Raw genomic sequence first — 18,441 nt, 5'->3', positions numbered from 1 at the left:
CTGCGCCCTTCTCAGGGCGCCTCGCGGGGGGGCAAGATCGATATGAGACGAGGGGAACACGGCATGTCGACGATTCAGAGGCTTCTTGGCCTGAGCCTGGTCTGGTTGATTGCAGCGCTTGGACCAGTCGAGGCGCAGACACAGCCGGGCTTCACGGCATCCCTCTCGCCAACGGAAATCGGGCAAGGCGGCGCCTCGCTCCTGACCTACACGATCACCAACACGTCCGGCGTACCGGTTTCGAACAATGCCTTTTCCACGACGCTTCCCGCGGGGCTGACCTTTCTCGGGTCCCCGACGGTATCGTCGTCCTGCTCGGGCGCGACGGTCAATGCGCCCTCGGGCGGCTCGACGCTGACGTTTGCGGATGCAGCCATTGCGCCCGGCGCCTCGTGCGACGTTTCGCTGGTGTTGACCGCCGCGTCGTCCGGGATCTTCACCATCACCTCGGGGGATCTGACGTCCGATGCGGGCAATTCCGGCACCGCCTCCGTCAACCTGAATGTCAGTTCGCCCACGTCCAGGCCGCTGTTCTCCAAGTCGGTGTCTCCGTCCAGCATCGCAATCAACGGTACCGCACGGCTGACCTATACCATCGACAATTCCGCAAACGCATCGGATTTCGGGGCGTACGCCATATTTGGGACGTCGTTCGTATCGGTCACATCGTCGGCAAGTTTTTCCGAGACACTTCCAGCCGGCGTCACCATGACCGCTGCGCCGAACTTCGACGTGTCCGGCTGTTACGAGGCGCCGGCCGGCTTCACTGTCTTGGGTGTCTTGAACAACAACGGCAGCTCCGGGTCGAACATTTCGGTTTCCGGCCTCATCGTCGAGGCCGGTCAGACATGTACGATCTCGATGGACGTGCGCGCCTCTTCGGTCGACGTCTACGAGTTGCTGTCAGACGAGCTCACGCTGTCGTCGGGCGGCAGTTTCGGACGCAGCTACGCCGAACTCGCCGTCACCGGCCTGTCAACGGCCACGCCGCAGATCCAGAAATTCTTTGTCCCGGACACCGTCAACCCGGGCGGCACCGCGACGCTGGATTTCTTCCTGTCGAACGGCGACCGCGACTTTGCCGCCACCGACCTTGCCTTCACCGACGATCTCGACGCCATGTTGTCGGGCGCGACGCTGGTCGCCTCCTCGATCCCCACCGATCCCTGCGGGACCGGATCGACGCTCAGTGGCACGTCGACGATCACCTTTGCGGGCGGCACGCTGCCTGCCGGTTCAAACTGTAGCTTCTCGGTCGAGGTTGCGATTCCCGCGGGCGCGTCTGGCGGCGCCTATATCAACACGACATCGGCCCTGACGGCCACGATGGACGGCAGCCCGGTCAGCGGCAGCACGGCGACCGACACGCTGACGGTGCGCAGCGCCACCGTGCCACAGCCGGGCTTCGCCAAGGAGTTCATCGACGATCCGGCCACCCCGGGGGACCAGATCACCCTGCGCTATACCATCGACAACAGCGCCGGTTCGGCAACTGTCACCGACCTTGCCTTCACCGACGTGCTGGACTTCCTTTCCGGGTCCACGACCTTTGTCAGCGGTTCCGGCGCCAGTATCTGCGGCAGCGGGTCACTCCTTTCGACTTTTGTTTCCAACAGCAGCAGTGTCGGATATGGCCCGGCCATCACTCTTTCGGGCGGAAACATCGCCGCCGGGGCGAGCTGTACCTTTGACGTTGTGCTGCAAACCGTGCCCGGGGAATTGCCGGGCTCCTATCCCAGCACCAGCGGCGCCCTGTCCTACAATGACGGCACTTCGGTGGTCACTGGCGGCACCGCCTCGGACACCTTTGTTTTCAGCGGTGGCGCAAGCCTGACCTTTGGCAAGACTTTCACGCAGGCCAGCGCAACGCCGGGCGACACCGTTCAACTGACCTTTACCATCACAAGCGCGCTTGAATCGCCCAGCACGGCGACAGGCCTGACCTTCACCGATGATCTGGACGTCTTCTTCTCCGGCACGGCTGCCGTGGGGACGCCGATAGCTGACCCCTGCGGCACCGGGTCGTCGCTTGCCGGCACCTCTACCCTCACGTTGACAGGTGGCACGCTTGCGCCCGGCGCAACCTGTGAATTCACCGTCGATGTCGTGCTGGGCGGCGGGGCGGCACCGAATACGAATGTCACCAACACCTCTTCGACATTGACCGGCACCGCGGGCGGAGACGCCGTCATCGCGCCCGCCGCCACCGACGCTCTTTATATCGGCGAATTCGAGCCATTTACCGCCGAGATGACCTTTCCGGTCGACACCGTGGTTCCCGGACAGACGATCGACGTCGATTTCACCCTGACCAACCCGAATGCGGTTGTCGCGACCCTGCTTGACGAAACGGTCATCTTCACCAGCGGTCTGTCGGGCATGGATGTCGTCGGGCAGCCGACCAACGGCTTTTGCGGCGCGTCCAGCATCGCCAGCGAACCTGTGGCCGGTCGCCTTGCGATGCAGTCGGTCGAAATCCCGGCCAACGGAAGCTGTTCCTTCACGGCGCAGGTCCTGGTGCCGACCGGCGCCAATGACGGAATCTATTCTTTCTCCTATTCGCCGACGGGCATTGTCAGTGCGCAGGTCTTTACGGTGCAAAGCTCGCCCGAGCTGACCGTCGACACCAACCTGCTGACCATCGAAAAGCTGTTCCTCAGCGACGCGGTGCAGGCGGGTGACACGACCCAGGTCCGGTTCACTCTGACCAACACCTCGGCGCAGACCATTTCGGACCTCGCGTTCACCGACGATCTGGATGGCTTCCTCACCGGGACGGTTGCCACGGGGACACCGCAGGCCGATATCTGCGGCACCGGGTCTTCGCTGTCCGGTTCATCGACGCTGACATTTATTTCCGGGTCGCTGGCGCCGGGAGCGAACTGTACCTTCGACGTCACCCTGCAAACCGCCACCAGCGCGCCCGCAGGAACCGCCACCAACACGACATCGGCGCTCTCCGGCAGCTTCGACAACGATCCGGGAGCGGGGACGGATCTGGTTACCCTGACGGGGCTCGCGGCTTCCGATACGATCGAGGTCACCCCGGATATCGACCTGACCTTTACCAAGTCCTTTGACGGCCCGGTGGGCGCCACCGGCACGGCGGTGCTGACCTTTACCATCCAGAACACCGGCGGCGGCACGGCCAGCTTGCTGTCCTTCAGTGACGATCTGAACTCGGTCCTGACCGGGCTGGTCGCCACGTCGACGAATGTCGGCGCGGAATGCGGCGGCGGCACCTTCTCGGGCGTCAGCTTTCTGACCTTCTCGGGCGGCAGTGTCGGTGTGGGAGAGACCTGCACGCTGACGGCCGATGTGGCGGTGCCGGCGGGCGCCAGCCCCGGCAGCTATACCAATACCACCAGCACGCTCTTCTCCGGCGGCATCCAGCTTGCCGCACCGGCGACGGCGACCCTGAACGTCGAACCCGCGCCGACCTTTGCCAAGGTCTTTGCCGCCGACGTGATCACGGTCGGCCAGACCTCGACCCTGACCTTTACAGTCGACAACACCGCCTCGGCCATCGCGGCCAGCAGCCTTGATTTCACTGACAACATGCCGGCCACTGTGCAGGTTGCGGCGACGCCGAATGCCTCGGCCACCTGTACCGGCGGCACCCTGACCGCCACAGCCGGGACGAGCACCATCACCTACACCGGCGGCACCGTGGCCGCGGGGGCAAGCTGTACCGTCTCGGTCGATGTGACCTCGACAAACGTGGGCTCGCATACCAACACGACGGGCGATCTGACCTCGTCCTCGGGCAACTCGGGCAACGCGACAGACGTCCTGACAGCCGAACCGCTGCCGGCGTTCTCCAAGAGCTTTGCCACCAGCACGCTGGGGTTGGGTCAGGTCACGACGCTGTCCTTCACCATCGACAACAGCGCGTCTGCACTTCCCGCCAACGGTCTGAACTTTGTCGACAACCTTCCTGCGGGAATAGAAGCCAACATGGCCGCTTTGAACGCGAGCATTGCGGCAGCTTGCGGAGGGGTTTTGGGCACTGGCACGTCCCTGGTAAACCTGTCTTCCGCGAATGTGGCCCCGGGGGTGATCTGTACCTACTCCATTGACGTCGTCGGAACGGCCGTCGGCACGCATGTCAACACGACCGGCGATTTGACCTCCTCCGCCGGGAACTCCGGCACGGCTTCGGACACGCTGATCGTTGTGCCGCAGCCGGGTTTCGCCAAGGAATTTACGCCCGATCTGGTTGCCGACGGGTTCTCGACCACGCTGGTCTTCGAGATCGACAACAGCCAGTCGATCCTCGCCGCCACGTCGCTGGATTTCACCGACAACCTGCCCGCCGGAGCCGAAGTCGCGGCGACCCCCAATGCCTCGACCACCTGTACCGGCGGCACGATCACCGCCACCGGCGGCAGCGGGACGATCTCCTATACCGGCGGCTCCGTGTCCGCTTCGTCGATCTGTACGGTCCAGGTGGACGTGACCGCGACCACCACCGGCCTGCTGAACAACACCTCGGGTGATCTCACGTCGAGCCTTGGCAACTCCGGCAGTGCCTCGGACACATTGGCCGTTGTTCCGCCGCCCGCCTTCACCAAGGTCTTTGCCCCGGACATCCTGGGCGCGGGCCAGGTCAGCACGCTGACCTTCACCATCGACAACGACCGCCCCGTGACGCTGGACGCCACCAGCCTGGCCTTCACCGACACCCTGCCAGCGGGCATGGTCGTGGCCTCCAGCCCCAATGTCGTGAACAATTGCGCGGGCACCGTGACCGCGACGGCGGGCAGCGGCTCGATCTCGCTGACCGGTGGCCAGCAACTGGCCGGTGGCGCTTGTACCATCGCGGTCGACGTGGTGGCCAGTGCGGCGGGCAACTATACCAACACCAGCGGCGACCTGACCTCGTCGATGGGCAACTCCGGCCCTGCGACCGACATCCTGTTCGTCATGCCGCAGCCCGGTTTCACCAAGTCCTTTGCCGATGCCGCCATCGCGCTGGGCTTTGACACCACGCTGACCTTCACCATCGACAACAGCACGTCGATCATCGACGCCACAGCGCTCGATTTCACCGACAGCCTGCCTGCCGGGGTTCAGGTCGCAGCGACGCCGGCGGCCTCGACAACCTGTACCGGCGGCACGCTGACCGCCACGGGCGGGGCGGGGTCCGTGACCTATACCGGCGGCACCGTCGCGGCCGGGGCCACCTGTACCGTTGCGGTGAATGTCACCGGCACGGCGGTTGGCGCACAAGTCAACACCAGCGGTGACCTGACCTCTTCGCTGGGCAATTCCGGCACCGCCAGCGACACGGTGACCGTCGTGCCGCAGCCGGGTTTCACCAAGGTCTTTGCGCCCGATACGATCAATCTCGGCCAGTCCTCGACCCTGACCTTTACCGTCGACAACAGCGGTTCCGTGCTTGACGCCACCGCGCTCGACTTCACCGATCCGCTTCCCACGGACCTGGTGGTGGCCACCGCGCCCAACGCCTCGACCACCTGTACCGGCGGTACGCTGACCGCGACTGCGGGGACCGGCAGCATCAGCTACACCGGCGGCACCGCGACGGCGGGCGCCAGCTGTACCGTCAGCGTCGACGTGACCCCGGCCAGCGCGGGCAGCTTCGTGAACACCAGCGGCGACCTGACCTCCTCGCTGGGCAATTCCGGCACCGCCGCCGACACGCTGACCGTGATCACCCCCGAGATCGGGCTGAGCGGCTCCATCGGCGGGGCTGTCGCTGATGGCGGCACCCTTGACCAGGGCACGCTGGACGCGGGCACGCAGCAGAGCCTTGTCCTGACCATCTCGAACACCGGCACCGATGCCCTGACGCTGGCCGCCGCGCCGGTGATCTCGGGGGAAAGCAACGTGGTGGTGGATTCCGTGACCGGGCCGCTTGCCACCACCGTGCCGATTGGTGGCAACACCACGATCACCATCCTCTACACCCCCGCCACGGCGATCCAGACCGATCCGACAACGACCCTGCCGTTCAGCTTTGATCTCTCGCTGGGCAACGACGACGTGGATGAGGCGCCCTATGACATCACCGTCTCGGGCACCGCGCAGGACGTCACCGCGCCCACCGGCTATACCGTGGCCCTGGACCAGGACCCGGTGACCAGCGCCAACCAGACCGGCATCAGCTTTACCTTTGCCGGGGCCGAAGTGGGGGCGGATTACGCCTATACCATCACCTCGGATGGCGGCGCGGGCAGCGTGACCGGCAGCGGCACCATCGCCACCGCGACCGATCAGGTCACGGGCGTCGACGTCACCGCCTTGCCGGATGGCACGCTGACCCTGACCGTGGCCCTGACCGACGCGGCCACCAATGTCGGGCCCGATACCACGGACACCACGACCAAGGACGCCACCGCGCCCGCGGGATACAGCGTCACCTTCGACCAGGACCCGGTGAATATCGCCAACCAGGCGGCGGTCAGCTTTACCTTCGCGGGGGCCGAACCGGGGGCGAACTATGCGTATCGCATCGAATCCTCCGTCGGGGCGGCACTCGTTTCGGGCACGGGGACAATCACCACGGCGACCGACCAGGTGACGGGGATCGACGTGTCGACCCTGGCTGACGGGACCCTGACCCTGACGGCGACCCTCACTGACCCGGTGGGCAATTCCGGCGCTCCGGTGACCGACACCACGACCAAGGATGCCACGGCCCCCAGCCTGGCCATCGACACCCCGATCGAAGGGGATGACGTGGTCAATGCCGCCGAGCAGACGACCGTCGTGATCTCCGGCACCTCGACCGATCTGGCCGATGGGGCCACCGTCACCGTGCAGGTCACGGATTCCGGCGCGGGCTCCGTGACGGACACGACCACCATCACCGGTGATGCCTGGACGGTCACGCTTGACCTGACCTCGCTGGCCGATGGGGCGTTGACCGTTCTGGCCGATGCCTCGGATGCGGCCGGAAACCCGGCGCCGCAGGCCAGCGCCGCCGCCACCAAGGATGCCACCGCGCCCGCAGGCTATACCGTGGCCTTCGACCAGGACCCGGTGAACGCGGCCAATGCCTCCGCGATGAGCTTCAGCTTTGCTGCGGCAGAGGTCGGCGCGGATTTCGCCTATAGCATCAGCTCGGATGCGGGCGGTGCGCCCGTGACCGGAACAGGCACCATCGCCACCGGCACGGATGTGGTCAGCGGGCTGGACCTCAGCGGGCTGACCGATGGCATGCTGACCCTGACCGTCGCGCTGACCGATCCTGCGGGTAACACCGGCGCCGACGCCACCGATACGGTCGTCAAGGACACCGATGCGCCTGCCGTGGCCATCGACACCCCCATTGCCACCGACGGATTTGTCAGCGCGGCAGAGGTCAACTCGGTGACCATCACCGGCTCCACCTCCGGCGTGCTGGACGCGGCCATCGTCACCGTTGCGGTGAATGACGGCGCGGCGGGCAGCGCCAGCGGCACCGCCGCCGTGACCGGCGGCACCTGGTCGCTGGTGATCGATCTTTCGGGCCTGGCGGATGGACCGCTGAGCCTGACCGCCGACGTCTCCGATGCCGCGGGCAACCCGGCGCCGCAGGCCACCGCCGCGGCCACCAAGGATACCCTGGCCCCGTCGGGCTATACCGTGGCCTTCGATCAGGACCCGGTGAACATCTCCAACGAGACTGCCATCGGCTTTACCTTCGCCGGGGCGGAACCGGGCACCAGCTTTGCCTATGCGATCTCCTCGGACGGGGGCGGGACACCGGTGACGGGCGGCGGCACCATCACCACTGCCGCCGAACAGGTGACCGGACTGGATCTGTCAGGCCTGGTGGATGGGACGCTGACGCTGACCGTCGCGCTCACCGACGACGCCGGCAACACCGGCCCGGACGCCACTGACACGGCGGACAAGGACACCGTGGCCCCGGCTCTGGTCATCGACACGCCGCTGGCCGGCGACGATGTAATCAATGCTGCCGAGGCGCCCTCGGTCACGGTCTCCGGCACCTCGACCGATCTTCCGGATGGCACCGTGGTCAACCTGGCCGTGGCGGATGGCGCTTCGGGCGTGGTCACGGGTACCGCAACCGTTACCGGCAATGCATGGTCCACGACCCTGGACCTCTCGGGGCTGGCGGACGGGGCGCTGACGGTCACGGCCGATGCCTCGGACCCGGTGGGCAACCCGGCCCCGCAGGCCAGCGTCTCGGCCGACAAGGACAGCGGGATTCCCGTTGTCACCATCGACACACCCATCGCGGGCGATGACGTCATCAGAACCGCCGAGGCAGGGGCCTTTACCGTCTCCGGCACGGCGTCGGGCGTGGCAGACGGCACCATCGTGCGCCTGATCCTGCGCGATACCGGCGGCGCGGCGGTCTACTACCGCGAGGCCACGGTCAGCGGCGGCGCCTACAGCCTGTCCTTCGACATCTCGGCCCTGGCCGACGGCGATTATGACCTCTCCGCCGATGTCACGGATGCCGCTGGCAACCCGGCGATTCAGGCCGTGACGCTGATCGCCAAGGATACCCTTGCCCCCTCGATCGAGATCCAGGATCCCGATCCCACCGTGGCCGACAGCCTTTATGCCAACGCGGTAAACGCCGCCGAGGCGGCGGCATTCACCGCCTCGGGCGTCGCTCTGGATGCAGCGGACGCGGTGCAGGTGGTCATCACCGCCACCGACGGCGCGGCTGGCTCTGTCTCGGTCACCACCGGCCTGACCGCCGGTCCGGGGGTCTTCCACAGCTGGTCCGACGCGCTCGATCTCTCGGGACTGGCGGATGGCACCATCACCCTGACCGCCGTGATCACCGATACCTCGGGCAACAGCTCTTCGGCGACGACCTCCTTCCTCAAGGACACAACGGCGCCAGCGGGATACACCGCGAGCTTCGACCAGGACCCGGTGAATATCGCCAACCAGGCCGCCATCGACTTTACCTTCGCCGATGCAGAGGTCGGGCCGGGTGTGACCGGCACGGATGTCACCTTTGACTATACCATCTCCTCGGATGGCGGCGGCACGCCGGTCACGGGGTCGGGCACGATCACCAGCGCCACCCAGCAGGTAACCGGCCTCGATCTGTCCGGCCTGGCCGACGGCACCCTGACGCTGAGCGTCACGCTGACCGACTTCAAGGGCAACACCGGCGCCGCCGCCACGGCGACCGCGACTAAGGATGCCACCGCGCCGGGCCTGGTGATCGACACCCCGATCGAGGGCGACGACGTGGTCAACGCCGCCGAGGCGGCAACGGTCGTGATCTCCGGCACCTCCACCGATCTGCCCGACGGCACCGACGTTGCGGTTGCGGTCGCCGATGCCGCCAGCGGTAGCGTCACCGGAACGGCCGGCGTCACGGCGGGCACCTGGACCGTCACTCTGGACCTGTCCGGCCTGGCCGACGGGGCGCTCAGTGTCACCGCCGACGCCACCGATCCGGCGGGCAACCCCGCGCCGCAGGCCACGGCCAGCGCGTCCAAGGACACGGTGGCGCCCACGGGCTATACCGCTACGCTGGACGACGATCCGGTGAACGCCGCCAACCAGACCGCCACCGGCTTTACCTTTGCCGGGGCCGAGGTCAGCGCCACCTATGCCTTCAGCATCACCTCGGACGGCGGCGGCACAGCTGTCACTGGAACCGGAACCATCGTCACCGCCACCGACCAGCTTACCGGGCTGGACCTCAGCGGGCTGAATGACGGCACCCTGACGCTGACCGTTGCCCTGACCGACCCGGCGGGCAACACCGGCGCGGATGCCACCGACCAGGCGCTCAAGGATGCCACAATTCCCAGCCTCGCCATCGACGCCCCCATCGAGGATGACGATGTCGTCAATGCCGCAGAGGCACCGGCCACCGTGCTCTCGGGCACGTCGACCGACCTGCCGGACGGCTCCATCGTGACCCTGGCCGTCTCGGACGGGGCCTCGGGCGTCGTCATGGGCACGGCAACTGTCAGCGGCAACAGTTGGAGCACAACGCTGGACCTGAGCGGCCTTGCCGATGGCGCCCTGTCGATCACGGCGGATGCCTCGGACGCCGCTGGCAACGCGGCCCCGCAAGCCACGGCCACAGCCAACAAGGACGCCACCGCGCCCGCCGGCTATACCGTGGCCTTCGACCAGGACCCGGTGAACAGCACCAACCAGACGGCGGCCAGCTTTACCTTCGCGGGCGCTGAGCCTGTCGCAACCTTCGCCTATACCATCACCTCTGACGGCGGGGGCACGCCTGTCACCGGAACCGGCACCATCGCCACGGCGACGGATCAGGTCACCGGGCTGGACCTCAGCGGACTGAATGACGGCACCCTGACGCTGACCGTTGCCCTGACCGATCCGGCGGGCAACACTGGCGCGGATGCCACCGACCAGGCGCTCAAGGACGCCGAGATCCCCACCGCCACGCTGACCGGGCCGCTGGACGCGCAGGCCGATCCCTTCCCTGTGACGCTGACCTTCTCCGAGGATGTGACGGGCTTTGCCCTGACCTCGGTGCAGATCACCAACGGCACGGCCTCGGCCCTGACCGGCAGTGGTGCAGTCTACGGCTTTACCGTTACCCCGGATCACGACGGGCCGGTGGAAATCTCGGTCGATGCAGGCGCGGCTGTCGATGCGGGGGGCAACCTCGCAACCGCAGCCGCTCCGATCACCGTCACCGCCGACCTGACCGGCACGCCGAACCCGACCCCGCTGCCCGATGCGGACGGCGACGGTGTCCCGGACATCTATGAGACCGGCGACCGCGACGGCGACGGTATCCCGGATGACCAGGACTTCGACCCGCAGGGCTATTTCTACTGCGAAGACGATGGCCGCATCATCCCGGGCGGCGGCTTCACCGTCACCGGGCCGGCGGGGTCCAACAGCACGCTGGGCACCACGAATTTCATCAACATCACCCGCGACGGATCGACGGGTGAGCTGCAGTGGTTCGCCCTGCGCCCCGGCACCTACACCATGTCGCTGGTCTATCCGACCGCGGTGGGTGTCCCCAGCACAACGCGCACCTCCTCGGGCACGCTGGACCTGACCACGCTCCTGCCGTCGAACCCCGGGGTTCTGGGCTCGTCCGAGGCAGGCTCGACCGGCTTCCTGGCGGATGCTTCGGCGGCAGCGAATTCGGCGTTCTACACCGGCTTCGTGATCGAACCGGGTGATCCCTATGTCATCGGCAACAACATCCCGATGACCCAATGCGCCGAAAACGCGGTCACACTGAGCGCGGCCACCGATGGTGCAGAGTTCAACGCAGGCGCGCCGACGGACGCAACCTTCACCCTGACGCAGGCGCGCGTCTCGACCCAGGACACGGTGGTCAGCTACACCGTCGCCGGCAGCGCCACCTCGGGCACGGATTTCACCGCCCTTTCGGGCACGGCGACGATCCCGGCGGGTGACACCTCTGTCACCATCACTGTTCCGGTGCTCGAAGACGGCGATATCGAAGGCCCGGAAACCGTGGTCCTGACGGTCAACAGCTTGGTCTCGGGCGACCTGACGACCCTCTTGGGCAGTACTCTGACCCAGACGGCGACGATCACCGACGATGACTTTGCCGATATCGCCGTGGTCAATGTCGATCTCACCACCAACGAGGGCGGCGGCGACGATGCCACCATGACCTTTGCCTTGCTGGGGACACCGACCTCGCCGGTCACGCTCAGCTTTGCGGGAGACTCTCAGTGTACGGTGGCCCCGGCAACCATGACCTTTACCGCGGGCAACTACACCACGCCGCAGGCGCTGACGATCCGCGCCATCGACGATGAAAAGGTCGAAGGCACGCATACCTGTCAGCCCACGGTGACCGTGGCCTCGGCAGACACGCGCTATGACGGTGCGCCGCTGCCGCTGGCCGCCGTGACCATCACCGACGACCTTGTCGACCAGATCCGCGAACCGCTGACGGAAATCCTTGAGGATGACCTGTCGGAAACCATCGACACCCAGTCGCGGGCCTTCAGCCGCATGGCCAAGGGCGCGCTGGACCGCCTGCAGGCGGGCCGCGACCTGCCCTGTGGCACGCTTCAGGCCTTTGACGTGGATGGCAGCATCCAGATCCAGGATGCCACCGGCAACGCGCGCGGCACCTTCGGCAGCGACCGTTACAACTGTGCCTCGGGCAGCCGAGAGATCCTCGACGGGACCTTCTCGCTGAACAAGACGGAGGACACCGGCGTGCAGGCGCTGCTGCAATTCGCCTGGCAGCGGGAACGCTTTACCAGCGACAACGCCATCGCAGGCTATTTCCTGGGCGGCTATTACAGCCGGACGGATGTCAGCGGTCTTGGCGATGGGTCGATCGACGGGTTCGGCGTCAACGGCGGTGTCTACGGCGCGCGCGGCTTTGGCCAGGGGCTCTTCCTGGACTACTACATGGCCGGTGCCGCCGGACGGCACAGCTTTGACATCGACTTCGACACCGCCCTGGCGCCGATCAACGCCACCGGCGACTACAGCTACCTGGCCGGTTTCGCGGGCGTGGGCCTCTCGGGGCAGCGCGAGTTCGACGGCTTTGTGATGAAACCGCGCGTGGGCCTCGACCTTGCCTATGCAAGCGCAGGGGACGCGGACGTGACAGCGCGCCAGATGGGGCTGACCCACACCGGCGCCATCCGGCTGGATGACTTCCGGGGCGCCCGCGCCACAGCGGAAATCCGGTTCGAAAGCCTGGGCGCCCCCGGCGGGGCCGAGGCCCTGGCCGACCAGATGCGCACCGCCTTCACCCCGCGCCTCGCCTGTACCCTCTCCTCTTACGAGGACGCGGCGGAGTGTGGCCTGGGTATGGCGTTCTCCTGGGAACGCCGGGATCTGTCCAGCGGCTTGACCTGGGGGGTGGAAGTGGACGTCGAGAAGATCGACGAGACCCAGCGCTTTACCTTCAACATCAAGCGCGAGCGCCCGATCGCCAACGGCTTCGGCTCGGTGGTGACGCGGCTCTCGATGCCGGCGCAGCAGACCCTGCAACTGGAACATGGGCTGCAGCTGGACTTCTGAGGAAGGACGGCCCGACCAGCGACCCGATCAGGCAACGGCCCGGTGCTTATCGCCGGGCCGTTGTCATTTCTCGAAACAGGTGGCGCGGCCGTCCTTGGCGATCAGCGCGGCGCCGTCCATGATCGTCCGCGCCCGGCGGTTCAGCGCGGCACTGGGCCGGTCCGCCTCGCGCGCCTTGGGGTTTGGCAGGACAGCGGCCAGCAGCGCCGCCTGCCGCGCGCTCAACGCATCCGGCGCCACGCCGAAATAGTGCCGCGCCGCCGCATCGATGCCAAAGACACCCTCGTCGAACTCGGCCACGTTCAGGTAGACCTCAAGGATGCGCCGCTTGGGCCAGAGCGCCTCGACCAGCGGGGTCATCAGCGCCTCCAGCGCCTTGCGGACATAGCTGCGCGTCTGCCAGAGATAGACGTTCTTGACCACCTGCTGGGAAATCGTGCTGCCGCCGCGCTGGGCGCCATCCTCGATCGCGGCGCGGATCGCGCCCATGTCGAAGCCCCAGTGGGTGCAGAAATTCGCATCCTCCGCTGCCACGGCGGACCGCAGCATGACCGGGGCGATGTCCTGAACGTCCACCCAGGCGCGCTCGACCCCGCCCAGCCGCCGCGCCTCGGACCAGATGGTATGGGTGACGGGCGGGTTCACCACCCGGAAGAGCAGCACCACAAGCACCGCGATCACCGCCGCGCCAAACGCCACCCGCAGCAGCCAGCGCCGCAGAAAGGCCAGCGGGCGCGGGCGCTGCGCGCCCTTGCCCTTTGTCTTGCGCTTGCGCGCCGGTTTCTTCGCCTTGGTCGCCATAGCAGTTCTCTACCCCAGCGGCGCGGCGGCGCCAATCTCCGGAAAACGGGCGGCCCCCCGATCCGCCCATGCCAAAAAGAGAAAGGGCCCGGTCATGCAGACCGGGCCCCTTCGTGACAGTTTCGCTCCGGCTTATTCCGCCGGCACCGCCAGGTCACCCTCGATCCCCAGCGGGTGAGAGATCTTGTCCAGCATCTCCTTCGGGCAGACCTGCACGAAATGCGCCCTTTCCAGGTCCCAGTTCAGCAGGATGTCCTTGCCCTTGCGGCTTGCGGTTTCCTCGACGTGGCGCTCGATCAGACCTTTCAGCTGGTCTTCCCAGGCGGTCACGGTGACCGGGCAGGTGACGAGGCTTTCCAGGTTCATCATCTGCCGCGCCGTGCCTTCGGGATCGTAGATATAGGCCATGCCCCCGGTCATCCCGGCGCCAAAGTTGGCCCCGATGGTCCCGAGGATCACCGCCACGCCGCCGGTCATGTACTCACAGCCGTTCGAGCCGCAGCCCTCGATCACCACCTTGGCGCCCGAGTTGCGCACCGCGAAACGTTCCCCGGCGCGGCCCGCCGCAAAGAGGTGCCCGTCGGTGGCGCCGTAAAGCACCGTGTTGCCGATGATCGTGTTCTCGGCCGCGTTCAGAGGCGAGACCAGCGGCGGGCGGACGACGATCAACCCGCCCGACAAGCCCTTGCCCACATAGTCGTTGGCATCGCCCGACACCTCGATCTTGAGCCCCGGTGCCGCGAAGGCGCCCAGCGACTGGCCCGCGCTGCCGGTCAGCTTGACGTGCAGGTGGTTCGGCTGCAGCGCGTTGCGCATGCCGAATTTCTGCACGATGTGGCTGCTGACGCGGGTGCCCACGGTGCGGTGCGTGTTCATCACCGCGTAGGACAGCTGCATCTTCTCGCCGTCTTCCAGGAACCGCTGCGCGTCGCGCACGATCTCGGCGTCCAGCGTGTCGCGGACCTCGTTGCGCGGCTTGTTGCGGTTGTAGACGATGTCATCCGACCCGTCGACGCGGATCAGAAGCGGGTTCAGGTCGAGGTCGTCCAGGTGGTCCGAGCCGCGGCTGACCTGGTGCAGGAGATCGGCCCGGCCGATCACCTCGTCCAGCGAGTGCGCGCCGATCTCGGCCAGGATTTCCCGGACTTCCTGCGCATAGAAGGTGATCAGGTTCACCACCTTGTCGGCGTTGCCGGTGAACTTGGCGCGCAGGCTCTCGTCCTGGGTGCAGACGCCCACAGGGCAGGTGTTCGACTGGCACTGGCGCACCATGATACAGCCCATCGCGATCAGCGCGGCAGTGCCGATGCCGTATTCCTCGGCGCCCAGCATCGCGGCCATGACGATGTCCCGGCCGGTCCGCAGACCGCCGTCCGTGCGCAGCGTGATCCGCTCGCGCAGGTTGTTCATCGCCAGAACCTGGTGCGCCTCGGTCAGGCCCATTTCCCAGGGCAGGCCGGCATATTTGATCGAGGTGGCGGGCGAGGCGCCCGTGCCGCCGTTGTGACCCGAGATCAGGATCACGTCCGCCTCGGCCTTGGCCACGCCGGCGGCGATGGTGCCAACGCCCGAGGACGCCACCAGCTTGACCGTCACCTTGCAGCGCGGGTTGATCTGCTTGAGGTCGTAGATCAGCTGCGCCAGGTCCTCGATCGAGTAGATGTCGTGGTGCGGCGGGGGCGAGATCAGCGTCACGCCCTTGGTCGAATGCCGCAGACGGGCGATCAGGTCCGTCACCTTCATGCCGGGCAGCTGGCCGCCTTCACCGGGCTTGGCACCCTGGGCCACCTTGATTTCCAGCTCTTCGCAGTGGTTCAGGTACTCGGCGGTGACGCCGAACCGGCCACTGGCGACCTGCTTGATCTTGGCGCTGGGGTTGTCGCCGTTGGGTTCCGGCACAAAATGCGCCGGATCTTCGCCGCCCTCGCCGCTATCGGACTTGGCGCCGATCCGGTTCATGGCCACGTTCAGCGTCTTGTGCGCCTCGGGCGACAGGGCGCCCAGCGACATGCCCGGGGTCACGAACCGCTTGCGGATCGAGGTGATGCTTTCGACCTCTTCGATCGGCAGCGACTTGCCCAGCGGCTTGATCGCCAGAAGGTCGCGCAGGTGGATCGGCGGGTTCGACTGCATGGCGTTGGAATACTGCTTCCACATCTCGTAAGAGGCGCGGTCGCAGGCGGCCTGCATCAGGTGCATTGTCTGCGCGCCCCAGGCGTGCGTCTCACCGGATTTCCGTGCCTTGTAGAAACCGCCGATGGGCAGCACGTCCTGACCGCGTTCAAAGGCCAGCGCGTGGATCTGTTCCGCCTTGTGCTGGATGCCGCTGACACCGATGCCCGAGATGCGGGAGATCATGCCGGGGAAATACTCAGCGCACATGGCACGGCTCAGCCCGACGGCCTCGAAGTTGAGCCCGCCGCGATAGGACGAGATCACCGAGATGCCCATCTTGGACATGATCTTGAGCAACCCCTGGTCGATGGCCTCGCGGTAGCGCGCCACCGCCTCGGTCAGGGTCATGTCCAGCAGCCCGCGATTGATGCGGTCCGCCAGGCTGTCCTCGGCCAGGTAGGCGTTCACGATGGTTGCGCCGGACCCGATCAGAACCGCAAAGTAATGCGGGTCGATGCATTCCGCCGACCGCACGTTGAGCGAGCAGAAGGTCCGCAGCCCCTTGCGCGTCAGGTGGCTGTGCACCGCGCTGGTGGCCAGGATCATCGGCATGGCGACGCGGCCCGGGCCGCTGTGCTCGTCGGTCAGGATCAGGTGGCCGGAGCCCGAGCGCACGGCGTCCTCTGCTTCGGCCCGGATGCGGGCCAGGCCATCGCGCAGGGCGCCTTCACCGGCGGCAAAGCTGCAGTCGATCTCGGTGCAGGGCGCGTTGAACTGGTTTTTCAGCTCATCGAACTGCGCGTTGCCGACAAAGGGGCTGTCCAGCACCAGGATCTCGGTCTGGCTGCTGTCCTCGTCCAGCACGTTCTTGAGGTTGCCGAAGCGGGTCTTGAGGCTCATGACCCGGAATTCGCGCAAGCTGTCGATCGGCGGGTTCGTCACCTGGCTGAAGTTCTGTCGGAAATAGTGGCTCAGCGGCCGGTACTTCTTGGACAGGACCGCAGAGGGCGTGTCATCGCCCATCGAGGCAAGTGTCTCCTTGGCGTCCTCCGCCATCGGGGCCAGGATCTGCTCCAGCTCCTCGACGGTGTAGCCAGCCGCGATCTGGCGGCGGCGCAGCTCGGCCCCCTCGAACAGCGGCTTTTCGGTGACGGCGCCCAGCGGCTCGTCCAGCTCTGTGATCTTGCCGACCCAGTCGCCAAAGGGCTGAGCTGCGGCCATTTTGTCCTTGATCTCGACGTCGTGGTAGAGCTTGCCCTCTTTCATGTCGACAGCGATCAACTGGCCCGGACCCAAGGCGCCCTTTTCACGCGCCGTCGCCTCGTCCGTCGGCACCATGCCGATTTCCGAACCTGCGATCAGCAGGCCGTCCCCCGTCACCACGTAGCGCATCGGGCGCAGCCCGTTGCGGTCCAGCCCGCCACAGACCCAGCGGCCATCGGTCATCGCCAGCGCCGCGGGACCGTCCCAGGGTTCCATCACCGAGTTGCAGTAGGAATACATGTCGCGCCAGGCCTGCGGCAGTTCCACCGCCTGCTTGGACCAGGATTCCGGCACCAGCATCGTCTTGGCCATCGGCGCGTTGCGCCCGGCCCGCACCAGCACCTCGAACACCGCGTCCAGCGCCGCCGAGTCCGACGACCCGTTCGGCACGATCGGCTTGATGTCCTCGGCCATGTCGCCGAAGGCGCTGCTTGCCATGCGGATCTCATGGCTCTTCATCCAGTTGGTGTTGCCCTTGAGCGTGTTGATCTCGCCGTTGTGGGCCAGCATGCGGAAGGGCTGGGCCAGCCACCACTGCGGGAAGGTGTTGGTCGAATAGCGCTGGTGGTAGATCGCAAAGGCGCTTTCGAACCGCTCATCCTGCAGGTCGGGATAGAATTCCGCCACCTGCTCGGCCAGCATCATGCCCTTGTAGATGATCGACCGGCAGGACAGCGAGGCGATGTAAAGCTGGGTGATTCCCGCTGCCGCCGCCGCCTTTTCGATCCGGCGCCGGATCACATACAGCTCGCGCTCAAAGGTCTCTTCGTCCACACCCTTGGCGTTCGAGATGATGATCTGCTCGATCTCGGGACGCGTCGCGTTGGCCTTTTCCCCCAGGCAGTCGACGTTCACCGGAACGTGGCGCCAGCCATAGATGTAGTGCCCCATGCGCAGAACTTCGGTTTCCACGATGGTCCGGCAGGCTTCCTGCGCGCCGAAGTTGGTGCGCGGCAGAAAGACCTGGCCCACGGCCATCAGCTCGTCCTTGCGGGGCGTGTGGCCGGTGCGCAGCACCTGGTCATAGAAGAAGGGGGCCGGGATCTGGACGTGGATGCCGGCGCCGTCGCCGGTCTTGCCGTCCGCGTCCACCGCACCCCGGTGCCAGATCGCCTTGAGCGCGGTGATCCCCGCCTCGACTACCCGCCGTGTCGGCTTTCCGTCCAGGTTCACGACAAGGCCCACGCCGCAAGAGCTGTGCTCTTCGCTTTCGTGGTACAGGCCGTTGTCGCTCATCCACTTGCGCTTGGCTTCCTCGCGGGTGACCCAATTTGCGTCATACTTGGTCATGGC

Annotated in this window: 3 protein-coding genes; 1 reads left to right on the top strand and 2 read right to left on the bottom strand. The window is 66.5% G+C overall.

Annotated features, from left to right (window positions below; genetic code table 11):
* Window positions 1-63 precede the first annotated feature (63 nt).
* On the top strand, window positions 64-12,969 hold the full coding sequence (locus KZZ07_RS08905) for a DUF7933 domain-containing protein (RefSeq protein ID WP_219513615.1): 12,906 nt from the start codon (window positions 64-66) through the stop codon (window positions 12,967-12,969).
* Window positions 12,970-13,032: 63 nt separating this feature from the next.
* Here KZZ07_RS08905 and mtgA read toward each other — a convergent pair whose 3' ends face one another.
* Together mtgA and gltB are read right to left on the bottom strand one after the other, a co-directional pair.
* Window positions 13,033-13,770 (bottom strand): monofunctional biosynthetic peptidoglycan transglycosylase, encoded by a 738-nt coding sequence (gene mtgA / locus KZZ07_RS08900; protein WP_219513614.1) that lies wholly within the window; start codon window positions 13,768-13,770, stop codon window positions 13,033-13,035.
* Window positions 13,771-13,902: 132 nt separating this feature from the next.
* Window positions 13,903-18,438: a glutamate synthase large subunit gene (gltB, locus tag KZZ07_RS08895; RefSeq protein WP_219513613.1), complete on the bottom strand. Its 4,536-nt coding sequence runs from the start codon at window positions 18,436-18,438 to the stop codon at window positions 13,903-13,905.
* Window positions 18,439-18,441: the final 3 nt, after the last annotated feature.

The sequence above is a fragment of the Mameliella sp. CS4 genome (genome assembly GCF_019392335.1).
In the GTDB taxonomy this organism is placed as follows: Bacteria; Pseudomonadota; Alphaproteobacteria; order Rhodobacterales; family Rhodobacteraceae; genus Antarctobacter.
This window is presented reverse-complemented; position numbering and strand designations above follow the sequence as displayed.